General features: G+C 66.2%; 18 protein-coding genes. 6 read left to right on the plus strand and 12 right to left on the minus strand.

Translation table 11 applies throughout. From position 1 onward, the window contains the following. Nucleotides 1-12: 12 nt before the first annotated feature. Nucleotides 13-300 carry a histone H1-like repetitive region-containing protein gene (locus BHE01S_RS39935; RefSeq protein ID WP_174479541.1) on the plus strand — a complete coding sequence of 96 codons (288 nt, stop codon included), beginning with the start codon at nt 13-15 and terminating at the stop codon, nt 298-300. A 260-nt stretch (nt 301-560) separates the two neighbouring features. Here BHE01S_RS39935 and BHE01S_RS29860 read toward each other — a convergent pair whose 3' ends face one another. The 10 genes from BHE01S_RS29860 to BHE01S_RS29905 form a co-directional block, all read right to left on the minus strand. Next, on the minus strand, nt 561-1,037 hold the full coding sequence (locus tag BHE01S_RS29860; protein ID WP_042270382.1) for an outer membrane lipoprotein: 477 nt from the start codon (nt 1,035-1,037) through the stop codon (nt 561-563). 43 nt (nt 1,038-1,080) lie between these two features. Further along, nucleotides 1,081-2,022 (minus strand): carbohydrate kinase family protein, encoded by a 942-nt coding sequence (locus BHE01S_RS29865; RefSeq protein ID WP_042270384.1) that lies wholly within the window; start codon nt 2,020-2,022, stop codon nt 1,081-1,083. Nucleotides 2,023-2,124: 102 nt separating this feature from the next. After that, a complete protein-coding gene (gene tpx, locus BHE01S_RS29870) occupies nt 2,125-2,625 on the minus strand; it encodes a thiol peroxidase (RefSeq protein ID WP_042270386.1) in 501 nt (166 codons plus the stop codon). A gap of 106 nt (nt 2,626-2,731) precedes the next feature. Beyond that, complete coding sequence (locus tag BHE01S_RS29875; RefSeq protein WP_042270387.1) at nt 2,732-4,129, minus strand: zinc-ribbon and DUF3426 domain-containing protein; 1,398 nt, start codon at nt 4,127-4,129, stop codon at nt 2,732-2,734. 136 nt (nt 4,130-4,265) lie between these two features. Beyond that, a complete protein-coding gene (gene prmA, locus BHE01S_RS29880) occupies nt 4,266-5,162 on the minus strand; it encodes a 50S ribosomal protein L11 methyltransferase (RefSeq protein ID WP_042270389.1) in 897 nt (298 codons plus the stop codon). Between the two features lie 3 nt (nt 5,163-5,165). Next, a complete protein-coding gene (gene accC / locus BHE01S_RS29885; RefSeq protein ID WP_042270391.1) occupies nt 5,166-6,533 on the minus strand; it encodes an acetyl-CoA carboxylase biotin carboxylase subunit in 1,368 nt (455 codons plus the stop codon). Nucleotides 6,534-6,741: 208 nt separating this feature from the next. After that, on the minus strand, nt 6,742-7,209 hold the full coding sequence (gene accB, locus BHE01S_RS29890) for an acetyl-CoA carboxylase biotin carboxyl carrier protein (RefSeq protein WP_042270393.1): 468 nt from the start codon (nt 7,207-7,209) through the stop codon (nt 6,742-6,744). 97 nt (nt 7,210-7,306) lie between these two features. Continuing rightward, entirely contained in the window at nt 7,307-7,759 is a 453-nt protein-coding gene (aroQ, locus tag BHE01S_RS29895) for a type II 3-dehydroquinate dehydratase (RefSeq protein ID WP_042270394.1), read from the minus strand. Nucleotides 7,760-7,953: 194 nt separating this feature from the next. Then, the gene (locus tag BHE01S_RS29900; protein ID WP_042270396.1) at nt 7,954-8,520 is read right to left on the minus strand and encodes a TlpA family protein disulfide reductase; all 567 of its coding nucleotides are present in this window, start codon (nt 8,518-8,520) and stop codon (nt 7,954-7,956) included. Between the two features lie 11 nt (nt 8,521-8,531). Next, entirely contained in the window at nt 8,532-9,176 is a 645-nt protein-coding gene (locus tag BHE01S_RS29905; protein ID WP_042270398.1) for a hypothetical protein, read from the minus strand. A 249-nt stretch (nt 9,177-9,425) separates the two neighbouring features. Here BHE01S_RS29905 and mpl point away from each other — a divergent pair, with 249 nt between their 5' ends. From mpl to mtgA, 5 genes are all read left to right on the plus strand, one after another. After that, entirely contained in the window at nt 9,426-10,817 is a 1,392-nt protein-coding gene (gene mpl, locus BHE01S_RS29910) for a UDP-N-acetylmuramate:L-alanyl-gamma-D-glutamyl-meso-diaminopimelate ligase (protein WP_042270400.1), read from the plus strand. Continuing rightward, entirely contained in the window at nt 10,814-11,389 is a 576-nt protein-coding gene (locus BHE01S_RS29915) for a YqiA/YcfP family alpha/beta fold hydrolase (protein ID WP_042270402.1), read from the plus strand. Before mpl ends, BHE01S_RS29915 begins: the two co-directional genes overlap by 4 nt. 80 nt (nt 11,390-11,469) lie before the next feature. Beyond that, nucleotides 11,470-13,596 carry a ribonuclease catalytic domain-containing protein gene (locus BHE01S_RS29920; RefSeq protein ID WP_042270404.1) on the plus strand — a complete coding sequence of 709 codons (2,127 nt, stop codon included), beginning with the start codon at nt 11,470-11,472 and terminating at the stop codon, nt 13,594-13,596. Beyond that, nucleotides 13,593-14,513, plus strand: a complete 921-nt coding sequence (gene aroE / locus BHE01S_RS29925; protein ID WP_042270406.1) for a shikimate dehydrogenase — start codon at nt 13,593-13,595, stop codon at nt 14,511-14,513. Before BHE01S_RS29920 ends, aroE begins: the two co-directional genes overlap by 4 nt. A gap of 36 nt (nt 14,514-14,549) precedes the next feature. Then, nucleotides 14,550-15,323: a monofunctional biosynthetic peptidoglycan transglycosylase gene (gene mtgA / locus BHE01S_RS29930; protein WP_042270408.1), complete on the plus strand. Its 774-nt coding sequence runs from the start codon at nt 14,550-14,552 to the stop codon at nt 15,321-15,323. 96 nt (nt 15,324-15,419) lie between these two features. Here the strand turns inward: mtgA and queF are convergent, their stop codons facing one another. Together queF and BHE01S_RS29940 are read right to left on the minus strand one after the other, a co-directional pair. Beyond that, nucleotides 15,420-16,244 carry an NADPH-dependent 7-cyano-7-deazaguanine reductase QueF gene (gene queF, locus BHE01S_RS29935; protein WP_042270409.1) on the minus strand — a complete coding sequence of 275 codons (825 nt, stop codon included), beginning with the start codon at nt 16,242-16,244 and terminating at the stop codon, nt 15,420-15,422. Beyond that, a complete protein-coding gene (locus BHE01S_RS29940; RefSeq protein ID WP_042270411.1) occupies nt 16,241-17,173 on the minus strand; it encodes a 5'-nucleotidase in 933 nt (310 codons plus the stop codon). Before BHE01S_RS29940 ends, queF begins: the two co-directional genes overlap by 4 nt. Between the last annotated feature and the right edge of the window lie 19 nt (nt 17,174-17,192).

Below are 17,192 nucleotides of genomic sequence, written 5' to 3' on the forward strand. Positions count from 1 at the left end.
AGGAAAGTCGCCGTGAAGAAGGTTGCTGCGAAGAAGGCAGCGCCGGCGAAGAAGGCCGCCGCCAAGAAGGTTGCTGCGAAGAAGGTTGCAGCCAAGAAGGCGCCTGCGAAGAAGGCTGCTGCCAGGAAGGCTGCGCCTGCGAAGAAGGCTGCCGCCAAGAAGGCAGCCAAGAAGGCGCCTGCGAAGGCCGCTGCCGCACCTGCTGCCCCTGCTGCGCAACCGTCCGCGCCCGCAGCAACGGTCAAGACTGCCCTGAATCCGGCCGCAGCATGGCCGTTCCCGACCGGCAGCCGTCCGTAAGCAGTCCGAGACGAAGCGCGCAGGCTGTATCGTACGCGCGCTTCGCTGGCCGGGCCGGGCGGCACGCTGCGCAAGGCTCGATCCCGATCCCGTCGCTGGGTTGTCCGCGGCGGGATTTTTTTCGTCCGGAGTTCGTAATCGTTGGGAGAGGTCGCGCGCATGCCGCGCGCGGGCATGAAAAAAGGCGCATGCACAGGGGAGCACATGCGCCTGAGGTTCCGCATCCGGCGCGAGGCGCCGCTGCGGTACAGGGGAAACCGTTAGTGCGTGACGCGCGTCACGCCGCCGCTCGAGAGCAGCCGCACGCGGTCGCCCGCGTTGAAGACTTCGCCGGTCGCCGTTTGCGTGATGGCGCGGTAATCGCCGTTGTCGAGGCGCACCGTGATCTCGAGGCCGTCGCGCATGGCCACGCCGTTTTCGACCGCGTTGCCGGCCACGGCGCCTGCAATGCCGCCGATGATGCCGGTGACGATCGAGCCCGTGCCGCCGCCGATCTGGCTGCCGGCCACCGCGCCGAGCGCGCCGCCGCCGATCGCGCCAAGGCCGCTAGGCTGGCCGTTGTTCGAACTGATCTTCACCGCGCGTACGCTCTCGACCGTGGCCATACGCACCGTTTGCTCGCGCTGCGCCTGTGAGGCCGTGTACACATCGGCGGAACTGCTGTTATAAGCGCAGCCCGACATCGCAAGCGACCCCGCGAGCATGGCTGCAACCATCAGACGACTTGTTATTTTCATTCCCGTAGCTCCAATGGGCGCCGCGCGTGCGCGGCTCCCGCGTTCAGTTCGGCAGTTCGTAGCCGAACGCCTCCTTGAACCGTTCGTTGATCTGCGCTCGCGTGGGCGCATAGTTTTGCGGACCGAGATGCTCGATCTTGAGCGCGCCCATCAGGCTCGCGAGACGCCCCGTGGTGGCCCAGTCGAGGCCGTTCTCGATGCCGTAGAGCAGGCCGCCGCGGAAAGCGTCGCCGCAACCGGTCGGGTCGAGCACCCGGGCGGCCTTCACCGGAGGAATCTCCTCGATCTTGCCGCTGTGGTAGATCTGCGAGCCGTGCTCGCCGCGCGTGACGATCAGCGCGTCGACATGGCTGGCGATTTCGTCGAACGACCAGCCGGTGCGATGGCTGACAAGGTTGGCTTCGTAGTCGTTGACCGCTACGTAGGTCGCAAGTTCAATCGCGCGGCGCAAAGATGCGCCGTCGAAGAGCGGCAGACCCTGGCCCGGATCGAAGATAAACGGCACACCCGCCTTCGCGAACTGCTCGACGTGCTGGACCATGCCGTCGAAGCCGTCCGGCGCGACGATGCCGAGCTTGATGCCGGGCGCTTCGTCGGCGCGGTTCAAATGCGATTGCATCATCGCGCCCGGGTGGAACGCGGTGATCTGGTTGTTCTCGAGATCGGTCGTGATCATCGCCTGCGCGGACCACGTATCCTCCAGCACGCGTACGTGCGCCTTCGAGAGGCCGAGCGTGTCGAGGCGTTCGAGGTACGGGCGCGCGTCGGCGGCGCCGAGCGTCGCCATGATGCGGGCGTCGCCGCCGAGCAGATTGAGCGAGTACGCGATGTTGCCGGCACAGCCGCCGAACTCGCGGCGCATCGTCGGCACGAGAAAGCTCACGTTCAGGATGTGGACCTGCTCGGGCAGGATGTGCTCCCGAAAGCGACCTTCGAAGGTCATGATGTTGTCGTAGGCGAGCGAGCCGCAGATCAGCGTAGCCAAGGCGGAAAATTCCTGTAGGGCGTGGTAGGGGATGGGGCGGCGCACCGGCCCGCGCGTCGACCTGGCAATGCAGGCGCCAGGAGCGTGTGCGCCGCCGCCGGATTACTTCAGCGCGGCGAGTGCGGCGTCGTAGTTCGGTTCGTTCTTGATTTCGCTCACGCGCTCGGCGTGCAGGACGTTGTCGTTTTCGTCGAGCACGACGACGGCGCGCGCGGTCAGGCCGGTGAGCGGGCCGCTCGTCACGTCCACGCCATAGGCTTGCGCGAACTCATGGCCGCGGAAGGTCGAGGCCGTGACGACGTTGGCGATGCCTTCGGTCGTACAGAAGCGCGCAGCGGCGAACGGCAGGTCGCCCGAGATCACGACGACAGCCGTGTTGCTCAGGCCGGCGGCGGCTTCGTTGAACTTGCGCGTGGAGGTGGCGCAGGTCGGCGTGTCGAGGCTCGGCACGATGTTCAGCACCTTGCGCTTGCCGGCGAAATCGGCGAGCGAGACAGGCTTCAGATCCTTGCCGACGAGCGAGAACGCCGGGGCCTTCTGGCCGACGCTCGGGAAGGTGCCGGCGACGTCGATCGGGTTACCGCCTAGCGTGACTTGACTCATGATGTGCTCTCCGGGAATGCATGTTGTGGTGAATGGCGCACCCGCGCGATGCGGGACGCCGGGAAACGCGCGGGGCACGCCGGTGCACCCGCGCACAGACGGAAAATCAGGGGTAGAAAATCTCGATGCGGAAGTTCGACGCCACCACGTCGCCCGTGTCGAGCCGCACGATCATGGTCTGCGTGGTGCGTGCGGGCAGACCGGCTTCAATGGACGTGCCGGGCGTGACGTAGTCCTGCGGCCACAGCACGCGCCGCACGACGATGTTGTTCTGCCGGTCGAGCAGCGACAGCTCTATCGCGGGGTACGCGAGCGCCACGTTGAAGCGGTTGCGCAGCGGCACCTTCAATTCGAGGTGATGCGGCTCGTTGTCGACCTGGCGCAGATCGGACGGCTCGACCAGCAGGCCGTCGATGTCGCGCGGCGGCAGCACGCGGCAGCCGAGCTGCTCGCACGCCTGCAGATAGAGCGACTGCGAGTCGGGCCAGTAGACCATGACCGTTTCACGCTGCCACCACGCGAGCTGCACGACGAGCAGCGCGAGCAGCAGGACGGCGACGAGCGTGCCGAGAATGCGCCAGACGAGGCCGCGCGAGCCGCGCGGTCGGGCGGGCGCTTCGCGCGTGACGGCGAACGGCGCGGCGCCGTCGTTGGGCGAGAGCGCGCTGAATGCGGGCTCGGGCGCGGCTTCGCGGGTGCGGGGGCCGAGCGCAGGCTCCGGGTCGTCGATGCGACCCGCCGCCGATGCTTCATTGGCCCCGAAGGTCGGCTCGGCCGGGCCGCTCGTGCCCAGGTCCGGCTCGCTGCGCGTCCAGCGCGCGGCGGGCGGGAAGGGTTCGGATGCGGGCTGCTGGGGCGGCGGTACCGGTTCTGCTGCAGGTGCCGCCGGCGCACGCTGCGCATCGTGTGGTGCCCGCCCGAGCGTCGGTTCGTCGTCGAAGGCGACCCGCGACTCGTGTGCGGGCGCAGCCCCGGGCGAGGCGCCACGGGCGATGCTTGCACCCGGTAGTTTGTCAGCGTCGTATTTCAGGCGCGGATCGCGCTGGGTGTCCTGCGGCGGCGCCCACGGGTCCCACGCGCGATTCGTGAAATTGGGTGCGGCGCCCAGCGTTGGGGGCGGCTCTTGCGATCGCATCGCTGCTGCGCTCCGATCCGCCTGATCAGGCTGAACATCGGGCTGCGGCGAGGTGGGCTGTGAAGCTGACTGTAAAGCAGACTGTGAAGCCGACTGTAAAGCGAACTCCGAGGCGGCTTCTGAAACGGGCTGCGCAGCAAAACGTGAAGCGGGCGCCGATGGCGGCGAGGTCAGGCTGGCCGCGATTTCGGCAGCAACGGGCACCGCGCGCGTGAAGTCGCCGCCTTCCGGCATTTCGAACAGACTGCCCGACGCATCGAACGCTTCCTGGCAATGCCCGCAACGCACGAGGCCGCGCCGCACTGCGAGCTGCGTGGGCTGAATGCGGAAAACGGTTTCACAGAAGGGGCAGCGCGTTGCCAGAAGCATGTGGGCCGAGGATCTGGGTAGACCGGAGGATTGGCGATACCCGCATTCTACTGGCAATCCAGCGCAGTCTACGACTTCGGTCTTGCCGCCTGGGGCGCGATCAGGCTCGCGCTAGCCCGATCGGAACGGGAAGGGATTACGCGCGCCGCGTGCCCGCGAGGCAGACCCAGCCTTCGTGTTCGCGCCAGACCGAGATGTCGATCCACCGCGCGTACACCTGCGCGACTTCCTCGGCCTGGCGCGCGAGGATGCCCGAAAGCGCAATGCGCCCGCCCGGCTTTACGCGCGACGAGAGCATCGAGGCCATCAGCTTGAGCGGATTCGAAAGAATGTTGGCGACGACGATGTCGAACTCGCCGGCGGGGCAATCGTCGGGCAGGCCGTAGGTGACCTGGGCGCGATTGCGCTCGCTGTTGTGGCGTGCCGACTCGACCGCCTGTGGGTCGATGTCGATGCCGATCACCGGATTCGCGCCGCACTTCTTCGCGAGGATCGCGAGGATGCCCGAACCGCAGCCGTAGTCGAGCAGCGAATTGCCGGGCTGCACGTGCTGTTCGAGCCATTCCATGCACAGACGCGTGGTGGGATGGCTGCCGGTGCCGAACGCGAGGCCCGGATCCAGCTCGAGCACGAGCGCGTTCGGGTCCGGGGCATCGTGCCACGACGGCACGACCCAGATGCGCTCGCCGATCTGGATCGGGTCGAACTGCGATTGCGTCAAACGCACCCAGTCCTGCTCCTCGACTTCGCGCAGCGAGAATTTCGGCGTTTCGGTGAGACCCAGCTCGTTCGAAGCGGCCGCGAGCAGCACGGCGGGATCCTGGTCGGCGCCGATCAGCGCGATCACGCGCGAATGCTGCCACGCCGTGCGCTCGGGTGTTAAGCCCGGCTCGCCGAAGAGCGGCTGCTCGTCGGGCGTGTCGGCGTCGGCGTCTTCCACCGACACCGAGAGGGCGCCAAGCTCGATCAGCGCGTCGGACAGTGCCTCCGCGCGATGGCGATCCAGCTCGACGATCAGTTCCCGGTAGCTCATGAATTACGCTTCGTCCTTCTTCACTGCCTGACGTTCGGCCAGACGGCTTTCGAGGTAGTGAATGCTCGTGCCGCCCTCGACGAACTTCGCGTCGAGCATCAGCTCGCGATGCAGCGGGATGTTGGTCTGGATGCCTTCGACCACCATTTCCGAGAGCGCGATGCGCATGCGCTGGATGGCCTGCTCGCGCGTGGCGCCGTAGGTGATCAGCTTGCCGATCATCGAATCATAGTTCGGCGGCACGAAATAGCCATTGTAGGCATGCGAGTCGACGCGCACGCCAGGACCGCCCGGCATGTGCCACGACGTGAGGCGGCCCGGCGACGGCGTGAACTTGAACGGATCTTCCGCGTTGATACGGCACTCGATCGCGTGGCCCTTCAACTGGATGTCGCGCTGGCGGAACGAGAGCTTCTCGCCCGCGGCGATGCGGATCTGCTCCTGCACGATGTCGATGCCCGTGATCAGTTCGGTGACCGGGTGCTCGACCTGCACGCGCGTGTTCATTTCGATGAAGTAGAACTCGCCGTTTTCATACAGGAACTCGAACGTGCCCGCGCCGAGGTAGCCCATCTTCTTGCACGCGTCGGCGCAGCGATCGCCGATGCGATCGAGCAGGCGGCGCGCGATGCCCGGCGCCGGCGCTTCCTCGATCACCTTCTGGTGGCGGCGCTGCATGGAGCAGTCGCGCTCGCCCAGCCACACGGCGTTTTTGAACGAGTCCGAGAGAATCTGGATTTCGATGTGACGCGGGTTCTCGAGGTACTTCTCCATGTAGACCTGCGGGTTGCCGAATGCCCGGCCGGCTTCTTCGCGGGTCATGTTGACCGCGTTCACGAGCGCCGCTTCCGTGTGCACGACGCGCATGCCGCGCCCGCCACCGCCGCCCGCCGCCTTGATGATGACGGGGTAGCCGATCGCGCGCGCGATCTTGACGATTTCTTTCGGATCGTCGGGCAGTGCGCCTTCCGAGCCCGGCACGCAGGGCACGCCGGTCTTGATCATGGTCTGCTTCGCCGTGACCTTGTCGCCCATCATGCGGATCGTTTCCGGGCGCGGGCCGATGAACGTGAAGCCCGACTGCTCCACACGCTCGGCAAAGTCGGCGTTCTCGGAGAGGAAGCCGTAACCGGGGTGGATCGCTTCTGCGTCAGTGACTTCGGCCGCGCTGATGAGCGCGGGCATGTTCAGGTAGGAGAGGTTCGAAGGCGCCGGGCCGATACAGACCGCCTCGTCGGCGAGCTTCACGTACTTGGCTTCCTTGTCGGCTTCCGAATAGACGACGACCGTCTTGACGCCGAGTTCGCGGCACGCGCGCTGGATGCGGAGCGCGATTTCGCCACGATTGGCAATGAGGATTTTTTCAAACATGGTGGGTATTCGACTCATCAATGGGCGTCGCAAGTCGTATGTGCGCACGCCTGTCGATCGGAGTTAGCGCTTTAGCGGTCACTGCGATCCCATGTAAAACTCGGAGGATCGGTCGCGTGCGTCGCCGTCATGGGGCGCCAGACGCTACGAACAACGCGACAAACGCGGCGCGGCCAAAAAAGACGGCCGCTGCCGCGCGCAGAAAAGCTTAGGCGATCACGTAGAGCGGCTGGCCGTATTCGACTGCCTGACCGTTCTCGACGAGGATTTCCTTGACCACGCCGGCCGTGTCCGACTCGATCTCGTTGAGGAGCTTCATCGCTTCGATGATGCAAAGCGTTTGGCCTTCCTTGACCGTGTCGCCAACCTGGACGAACGGGTCGGCGCCCGGCGACGGCGCACGGTAGAACGTGCCCACCATCGGCGAAGTCACGACGTGGCCTTGCGGCACGGCGGGCGCGGCGGGCGCCGCTGCGGCGGTTTCGCCGACATGGGCGGGCGCTGCGAGCGGAGCACCCATGGCCGGCGCCGCGTATTGCGCGGGGCCCGGCTGCACGTAAACGGGCGGCGCGTTCTTGACGATGCGCACCTTGCCTTCACCCTCGGTCACCTCGAGCTCCGAGATGCCCGATTCGGAGACGAGGTCGATCAGAGTCTTCAGCTTACGTAGATCCATGGTGCAGCCCCTTTTGCTTTGAATACGTGAAGTGCCGGGGCGCGCGCGTCCCGGCACGGGTTGTTGTTCAGGTATTGACGGTCATCCGGCGCGGGAATCAGGCCGCCGACCGGGCAGCGAGCCGGTCGAGCGCGTATTCGAGCGCGTAGAGATAACCCTTCCAGCCGAGGCCGCAAATCACACCTTCGGCCTGGTCGGAAAAATACGAATGGTGCCGGAAGGATTCGCGGCGATGCACGTTCGACAGGTGAATCTCGACGAACGGGATGCCGACGCCTGCCAGCGCATCCCGGATCGCGACGCTCGTATGCGTGTACGCGGCCGGGTTGATCAGGATGAAGTCGGTCTGCTCGGTGCGGGCCGACTGAATGCGGTCGACCAGTGCGCCCTCGTGATTGCTCTGGAAGGTCGCGAGTTCGACGCCGGCGTCCGCGGCACGGTCCGAAAGCGCCTGATCGATCTGCGGCAGCGTCACGCGCCCGTACACCTCCGGTTCCCGGGTGCCGAGAAGATTGAGGTTGGGGCCGTGCAGAACCAGCAGTCGCGTCATGGTCGCTTCTTTTTCCGTGGAATTGCGCGAACTTTAGCGCCGATTAGAGAAATTTGTCTAGTTTTCCGATAAGGCGATATGGCCCTGACTTCGCCTTGCGGCGAAGGCCGGGGCCGATCTTCAGTCAAATGACAGGATTCGCACGGTAAAAGTCGCGCTACGGCGCTTAAGATTGCGTCAAATATTCCGCTGCGTCAAAGCGCGTCGAGCGTGTGCCGAAGTTCGTCCGGCTTGATTTGCCCTAATTTTGTCGCACGAACGGCGCCGTTTGCGTCGATTACCACCGTGTAAGGTAAGCCGCCCGCGTTGTTGCCGAACGCGCGCGCGACGTCGGCGCCGCCGAAGCCGGCGATGTAGATCGGGTACTCGACGGGCACCTTCTTGAGGAACGTCTTGATGTTCGCGGCCGAATCCACGCCCAGGCCGACGAACTGAATGCCCTTCTTCGCGTATTCCCGCTGGAGCGCCGAAAGCTCCGGCATTTCCTCGACGCACGGGCCGCACCAGGACGCCCAGAAGTTGACCACGATCGGCCGGCCTTTGTAGATGGCGAGCGATTGCGCCTTGCCGTCCGGGTTCGTGACCGCCGCCGACCAGAGCTGGCCGACTGCATTCTGCTTGCCGCTCGCCGCTGCGGCGCTCACCGAGGCCGCGTCGGCTACCCCGGCGCTGCCGCTCGTTGCCCAGTGCCCAGCCAGTATGCCGCCGCCCGCGGCGATTGCCGCCACCGCCACGCCGGCCAGAATCCGCTTCGTGTTCATCGCTGCCGTTATCAGGTTGTGGAAGAAGTGGCGCCGCTCTCGTCGATCAGCGCCTGGAGGGTCTGCGCATTGGCGCGCGGCAACCTGCCCCGCGCATCGGCGCGCACGGCGCCGCGCAAGTCGTCCGTATTGTAGAGCGCAACGTGTATGCCCACCGGCTCCTCGGCGCGTGACGCACGCCACATGAAGCTGAGCGTCTCCACGAAGCCGCGCGCCGCGAAATGGCGCGTTTCCGACACGTCGTACTGCACGTTCGCGTTGAGGAGCCAGATCGCGACATCCTTCGCGTTGTCACAAAAAATCTGCAGATGGATGTCGGAGTGCTCGCCCGCCGTGCCGTTGAGCACCGCGCCGGTCAGGAACGGATTGAACGCCTCGAGCCGCTGCATCCATTCGAGCGCGATCTCGCGCAGGCGGCGCAGCACCGCCGGCTGGCTGTCGCTCTGAAAGAGGGCCTGATATTCGCGGATCTCTTCCTCGATCTGATCGTTGTCGGGCAGCCAGGTGCCTTCGATACGCGTTTCCCCCATCACCTGCCGGGCTGCCTTGCGTTTGGCGGTGGCGTAGTCGAGGCCGTCCTCGGCGATCATCCTTGCTGCTGCGATGGCGATTTCCTCGCGCACGCGCTGGGGATCGAAATGTGATCTGCGAACCATCCTTTAATGATACTAGAGATCGCCCTGGGCTCCTGCGGGCGGCCGCTGCGCCGCACCCGCTGCCGGAGCGCCAGGGATTTTCCGTCGCTGCGGGGGCCGAGGTCGAGCCAATAGGGCTCGGGGCCTCGGGTACAATACCCGTTCCTTGCTGCGGCGGCGCAGGACTGCCGTCGTTCCAGCTTCTCCATCCTTTTTCAACCGATCAAACCGATCAACGCGTTCACGACGCCCGCGCGGCGCGACAGGCTTATGCACATCCATATCCTCGGCATCTGCGGCACGTTCATGGGCGGACTTGCGGTGCTCGCGCGCAGCGCGGGCCACACGGTGACCGGCTGCGATGCCGGCGTGTACCCGCCGATGAGCACCCAGCTCGAGGCTCAAGGCATCCGTCTCATCGAGGGTTACGACGCGGGCCAGATCGAACTCAATCCCGATCTCTATGTGATCGGCAACGTCGTCGCGCGCGGCAACCCGCTGATGGAGGAGATCCTCGATCGCGGCTTGCCGTACACGTCGGGTCCGCAGTGGCTCGGCGAGCACGTGCTGCGCGACAAGTGGGTGCTCGCGGTGGCGGGCACGCACGGCAAGACCACCACGAGCTCGATGCTCACGTGGCTGCTCGAAGACGCGGGCCTGAATCCCGGCTTCCTGATCGGCGGCGTGCCGCTCAATTTCGGCGTATCGGCGCGCCTGACCGATTCGAGCTTCTTCGTGATCGAAGCCGACGAGTACGACACGGCGTTCTTCGACAAGCGCTCGAAGTTCGTTCATTACCGTGCGCGCACGGCGCTGCTCAACAACCTCGAATTCGATCACGCCGACATCTTCCCCGATCTCGCGGCGATCGAGACGCAGTTCCATCACCTCGTGCGCACGATCCCGGGCGTGGGCCGCATCGTCACGAACGGCCGCTCCGACGCGCTCGAACGCGTGCTCACGCGCGGCGTATGGAGCGACGTGGAGCGCTTCGGCGTGGACGGCGGCTGGCAGGCGCTGCCAGCCGAGGAAGGCGTGGCCGTGGATGAGCGCTTCGCCGTCTATCACAACAGCGAACGTGCAGGCGTGGTGGACTGGCAGATCCAGGGTGAACACAATCGCCAGAATGCGCTGGCGGCAATTGCCGCCGCGCGCAGCGTGGGCGTGCCGCCCGCGCAGGCCGCAGCCTCGCTCGCCACGTTCCGCAACGTGAAGCGCCGCATGGAAGTGCGCGGCAGCGTTGACGGCGTGACCGTCTACGACGACTTCGCGCACCATCCCACGGCCATCGAAACGACGATCGCCGGCCTGCGCACGCGCGTCGGTCACAAAAACACGCGCATCCTCGCCGTGCTCGAGCCGCGCTCGAACACGATGAAGCTCGGCGTGATGAAGGCGCAGTTGCCCGCCAGTCTCGCCGATGCCGACCTCGTATTCGGCTACGGCGCACCGGGCGGCAAGGACGCGCTCGGCTGGGATCTCACTGGGGCCCTCGCGCCGCTCGGTGAGAAGGCCCGCGCCTTCCACGATCTCGAAGCGCTCGTGAAGGCAGTCGTCGCAGCCGCACGCCCCGGCGACCAGGTGCTCGTGATGAGCAACGGCGGCTTCGGCGGCGTGCATCAAAAGCTGCTCGATGCCCTCTCGGCACGGAGCGCGGCGTGATCGTCTATCTGCACGGCTTTCGCTCGTCGCCCCAGTCGTTCAAGGCGCGCCTGCTGGCGGCGCGCATGGCCGAACTGGGCCGCAGCGGAGAATGGCTGTGCCCGGCGCTGCCGGTTTCGCCGCGCGAAGCGATTGCGCTCGCCGAGCGGGAGATCGGCGCGCAATGGAAGCCGGGCGAGCGCGTCACGCTCATCGGCAGTTCGCTTGGCGGCTACTTCGCCACGCATCTCGCGCAAAAGCACGGCTGGCGCGCCGCGCTCCTGAACCCCGCCGTGATGCCCGACCGCGATCTGTCGAAATATCTCGGCGAGCAGCCGCTCTGGCACGGCGGCGGCAGCATCGTCGTCGAACCGCGTCACCTGGAAGAATTGCGCGCGCTGGCCGTGACGACGGTGACGCAACCCGCGCGCTACTATCTGATCGCCGCGACCGGTGACGAGGTGCTCGATTACCGCGAGATGCTCGCGCACTATCCGGGTGTGCCTACACACCTGATCGAAGGCAGCGATCATGGCATCAGCGAGTTCGCAGATTACGTCGACGAAGTGATCCGTTTCTGCGATGCCGCCTGATGCGTGCGAACGCCTATATGTATACAGCACCGCCCGCGCGCCGCGCCGGCGGTCGAAGCAAGTCTGAACGAGAGTATTGAGTGAACGTCTTCTTTGAGGAATCGGGCAGTTTCAAGGCCGGCAGCGTGCTGTCGCGCCAGGGTGATGCGTTTCAGGTCGAGCTGCCGGGCGGGCGGCGCGCCAAGGTGCGCGCGAAAGACGTGCTGATCGAGTTCGAGAAGCCGGCAGCGGGCGAACTGCTGGAGCAGGCGGACGCCGCTGCCCAGGAGATCGATCTGGACTTCCTGTGGGAATGCGCGCCCGCCGAGGAATTCGCGTACACGGCGCTCGCGAGCGAGTATTTCGGCGAAGCCTACGGCCCGGTCGAGCGCGCCGCGCTCGTGCTGCGCCTGCATGGCTCGCCCGTGTACTTTCGCCGCAAGGGGCGCGGCCAGTATCAGCGCGCGCCCGAAGAACAGCTCAAGATGGCGCTGGCCTCGCTCGAGCGCAAGCGTCAGCAGGCGCTGGTGCAGGCCGGCTACGAAGAGGAGCTGAAGGCGGGTAGACTGCCCGAGGCGTTCAAGGGCCGGGCGCTCGGACTCCTCACGAAGCCGGACAAGAACGCCATTGAATACAAGGCGCTCGAAGCGGCCGCCGCCGCGCGCGGCATTTCGATGCCGCGCCTCATGCTCGAAAACGGCGGTATCGCTTCGCCGCGCGCGCTGCACGAGGCACGCTTCCTCGCGGACTTCTTCCCGCACGGCACCGGTTTCCCGCCCGTCGAGGTGGGTACGCTGCCCGAGGATCTGCCCGACGCCGCCGAGCACGTGCAGGCGTTCTCGATCGACGATGTCACCACGACGGAAATCGACGACGCATTCTCGGTCGAGCACCTGGCCGACGGCCGCGTGCGCATCGGCATCCACATCGCGGCGCCCGCGCTCGGCATCCAGCGCGGCGACACCGCGGATACGATCGCTCGCACGCGTCTTTCGACGGTCTACATGCCCGGCGACAAGATCACGATGCTGCCCGACGATTTCGTCGACGCGTTCACGCTCAAGGAAGGCGGTCTGCGGCCGGCGCTTTCGCTTTACTGCATCGTGAACCGCGAGACGCAGGAGATCGTCGCGACCGAAACGCGCGCCGAGCGCGTGTTCGTGAAGAACAATCTGCGTCACAACACGCTCGACGAAGTCGTCACCGAAGAGACGCTCGCAGCGGGCACGGGCGAGTATCCGCACAAGGACGACATCGCCGTGCTGTGGCCGTTCGCGCAGGCGCTGTTCGAGAAGCGCCAGCAGGCGCGCGCCGGCTACGGCCTGCGCCGCGAAGTCCAGCGCAACACCGACTTCAACTTCTACGTGGAAGGCGAGCATGTGACCATCTCGCCGCGCCGCCGCGGTTCGCCGCTCGACCTGATCGTCGCGGAGCTGGCGATTCTCGCGAACTCCACGTGGGGCGCGTTCCTGCACGATCACGGCGTGCCGGGCATCTATCGCTCGCAGCGCGCGTTCGGCGCGCCGAGCGGCCCCAAGCGCACGCGCATGCAAACCAGCGCCGCGCCACACGAAGGCCTCGGCGTTGCGCAGTATGCGTGGAGCACGTCGCCGCTGCGCCGCTACGTGGACCTCGTGAACCAGTGGCAGTTGCTCGCGTGCGTGGAGCACGGCGTGGCCGCCAAGCTCGTCGCGCCGTTCAAGCCCAAGGACGCCGATCTCTTCGCCGTCGTGCAGGGCTTCGACGAGACCTATACCGCTTACGCCGACCATCAGCGCCGCATGGAGTACTTCTGGTGCCTGCGCTGGCTGCAGCAGGAAATGCGCGGTGAAGCGGGTCGCGAGCCGCGCCGCGAGTTCCCGGCGAGCGTCGTTAAGGACGACCTGGTGCGCTTCGAGGAAGTGCCGCTGCTCATGCACGTGCCCGCACTCGGCGTGCACGCGCGCGGCACGCGCCTGATGATGGAAGTGCTGTCGATCGACGAGCTGACCATCGAGGCTTCTGTGCGCATGCTGCGTGTGCTCGACGCGCCCGTCGTGACGAGCGGCGAGCAGCCCGAAGAGGATGCGGGCGAAGACGAAGAGCTGATCGAGGCCGCCGACGAATCCGCGCAAAGCGAAGCGGAAGCTGTCGCGGAAGCGGGCGAGGCGCAAGGCGAGGCGGCAAGCGAAGCGAGCGCGACGGAAGAACAATCGAGCGAACAGCACGCAACGGAGCCGCGCGGATGAGTGCCAGCGAGTCGAAGCCGGTTGTGCACGCCGACCGCTACGCCGTAATCGGCAACCCGGTCGCGCACAGCAAGTCGCCGTACATCCACGCGCAGTTCGCGCTGCAAACGGGCGAGCGTGTCGAATACGACCGCCTGCTCGCGCCGCTCGACGGTTTCGCCGAGCAGGTGCGGGCATTTCACGCGGCGGGCGGCCGGGGCCTGAACGTGACCGTGCCGTTCAAGCTGGAGGCCCACGCGCTTGCGCACAGGCTCTCGCCGCGTGCGGCGGCAGCGGGCGCGGTGAACACGCTGCGCTTCGACGCAGACGGCATCTTCGGCGACAACACCGACGGCTTCGGCCTCGTGCGCGATATCGAGGTGAACCTCGGCGTTGCACTCGAAGGCGCGCGCGTGCTGCTGCTCGGCGCGGGCGGCGCGGCGCGCGGCGTCGTGCTGCCGATGCTCGAGCGCAGGCCGCGCGGGATCACCATCGTGAACCGCACGGCGCCGAAGGCGCACGCGCTCGTCGAGCAGTTCGCCGGCGCGGCGGGCGAGTTCGGCTGTCTCCTTAACGGCGGCGGCCCGCAAGCCGTGTATCGCGACCCGGTCTATCGCGACCCGGTCTATCGCGACCCGGTCGATCCCAAGCCCTACGACGTCATCGTGAACGCGACGGCGGGCAGCCTCGATGCGGCGTTGCCCGAATGCGACGAGCGCGCGTTCGGCACGCACACGCTCGCCTACGACATGATGTATGGCGCGCAGCCCACCGTGTTCATGCGCCACGCGCAGGCACTTGGCGCGCGCGCGGCCGACGGGCTCGGCATGCTGGTCGAGCAGGCCGCCGAGTCGTTCTTCGTGTGGCGCGGCGTGCGGCCCGAGGGCGCGCCGGTGCTGGCGGCGTTGCGCGCGCAGCTTGCCGCGCAGGCCGCGTAACGCGCAGCGCCTCTCGCGCAAAACGGAGACGACGCCATGCGCAGGCAAGCCATCGGTGCGCAGGCCGCGGCGCTCGCGAGCGGCAGCGGGCGCCGCGTGCCGACGCGAAAACGTCCTGGTGCGCTGCGCTGGCTGACCTGGGCCGTCTCAGTGTTCGTGTTTGCGTGGATCGCCACGCAACTGTTCTACTTCGTGCAAATCGCGCTCTGGAACGTCGTCGATCCGCAAACCACGGCGTTCATGCGCACCGACGCTGCGCGTCTTTCCACCGACCGCCCCGGCCTCCCGATCCAGCACGAATGGGTGCCGTACGACCAGATCTCGCGTAACCTGAAGCGCGCGATCATCGCGTCCGAGGACGCGAACTTCGTCAACAACAACGGCTACGAAACCGACGCCATTCTCCAGGCGTGGGAGAAGAACAAGCAGCGCGGCCATATCGTGCGCGGCGGCTCGACCATCACGCAGCAGCTCGCGCGCAACCTGTTCCTCTCGCGCGAGCAGAGCTACATCCGCAAGGGCCAGGAGTTCATCATCACCTGGATGCTGCAGACGCTGCTCGACAAGGAACGCATCTTCGAGATCTATCTGAATTCGGTGGAGTGGGGCAACGGCGTGTACGGCGCGCAGGCGGCCGCGCGCTACTACTACCGCACGAGCGCCGCGAAGCTCTCGCCGTGGCAGTCGGCGCGCCTCGCGGTGATGCTGCCGCGTCCCAGGTACTTCGACGAGCATCGCAACTCGGCGTATCTCGCGCAGCGCACCGCCGTGATCGCGCGGCGCATGGGGGCGGCCGAGTTGCCGCATTGAAGCGCCATCGCATCGCCATGCCAATGAAAAACGCGCCGTCTTTGCGGCGCGTTTTGTTTTTGTACTTTGCCTGTTTCGAAGGCTCGGATCTTCCGCTTACTGGCGCGCGAGCCGCGCGTTATCCGGCATCGGCATGTTGAAGTTGGTGCGAAACGGATTGATGTCGAGACCGCCGCGCCGCGTGTAGCGCGCGTAGACGGCGAGCCGGTCCGGTTTGCACTCGCGCAGGATGTCCATGAAGATGCGTTCGGCGCATTGCTCGTGAAAGCCCGTGTGATTGCGATACGAGATGATGTAGCGCAAGAGGCCCGCCTGATCGATCTGCGGCCCTACGTAGTGAATCTGCACGCTGCCCCAGTCGGGCTGGCCCGTTACCGGGCAGTTCGACTTGAGCAGGTTCGAGATCAGCGTTTCTTCTACCGGCGCTTCGTCGAACGCGGCTTTCAGGAGCGTCGGCTCCGGGTGATAGATCTCCGTGTCGAGATCGAGGCGATCGAGCGAGAGGCCGTCGAACTCTTCGAACGGGATCTTGCCGAACGCGCCCGGCTGGTCGAGCCGCACCGAAACCGACGCGCCGCACGCCGCCGTCACGTCGCGCCTGATCGTGTCACGCACCGCGTCGGCGGATTCGAACGGCGTTTGTGCGAACGAGCCCAGATAGAGCTTGAACGACTTCGATTCGACGATGTTCGGCGAGTCGGCGGGAATGAAGAACGTGGCGATCGCGATCTGCGGCTTGCCGCGCGCGTTGAGCCACGAAAGCTCGTAGGCGTTCCAGATGTCGCTGCCGAAGAAGGGCAGTTGCGCGCCAATGCCGATCTGCTCGCGCGCGCCCGCGCGCGGGATCGGGAACAGGAGCGAAGCGTCGTATTGCTCGGTGTAGGTGGAGGCCTTGCCGAGCGGAGATTGGTCGGGAGTCATGATGCGTTGGCTTCGGTTGCGAGATTGGTCACGCCGCTTGCCACGTGCCCGGTGGCCGTGACCGAGCGCGCGGATTCGCAGGTGCGGATCTGGTCGTCGAAGAAAAAATCGGGTTCGAACTCGCGCAGGAACGGGCCTTTGTCGAGTCCGCCAAGGAACATCGCTTCGTCGATCTCGATGTTCCAGGCCATCAGCGTACGGATTGCGCGCTCGTGCGCGGGGGCCGAGCGCGCGGTGACAAGGGCGGTGCGGATGCGCATTTGCGCGTTCGCGTCGGCGAGCTTCTGCAGACGGTTAAGGGCTGCCAGCAACGGCTGCAGCGGGCCTTGCGCAAGCGGCAGTTCGCGGTTGTCGCGCTCGTGGCTCACGAAGGCGGAAAGCCCCTTGCTCTGGAAAATCTGCTCGGCTTCGTCGGAAAACAGCACCGCATCGCCGTCGAACGCAATGCGAATCTCGTGCGCGTTGCGTTCCGCCATTGTCGCCGAATTGTGCTCGATACGGGGGAACACGCGTGCGGCGGGGAAGCCCGCATCGAGCGCGCTCTTCACGTCCGCCGGGTTCGCGGAGAGAAAGAGCGAAGCGTTCAGCGGCTTGAGGTAATGCCAGGGCTCGCGCCCGCGCGTGAACACGCCGCGCTGAATGTCGAGCCCGTGCTCGCGGCACGAGCTGAATGCGCGCAGACCGCTGATGGGATCGCTGCGCGAGAGGATCACGACTTCCACGTGATGGGAGCCGTTATTGAGCTCGAGCAGCTTGCGCATCAGCGCGAACGCCACGCCTGGCCGCGCAGGTACGTTCAGGCGCTCGCGCTGCAGCGCCTCGTAGGCTTGCAGGTCTCCGGCCTCGAACACGTGGTTTTCCTCCTCGAAATCGAAGAGCGCACGCGACGAAATGGCGACGACGAGTTTGTCGGATAGCGAAACGGACACGATGGCCACTCGTTACGCG

The sequence above is a fragment of the Paraburkholderia heleia NBRC 101817 genome (assembly GCF_000739775.1).
Classification (GTDB): Bacteria; Pseudomonadota; Gammaproteobacteria; order Burkholderiales; family Burkholderiaceae; genus Paraburkholderia; species Paraburkholderia heleia.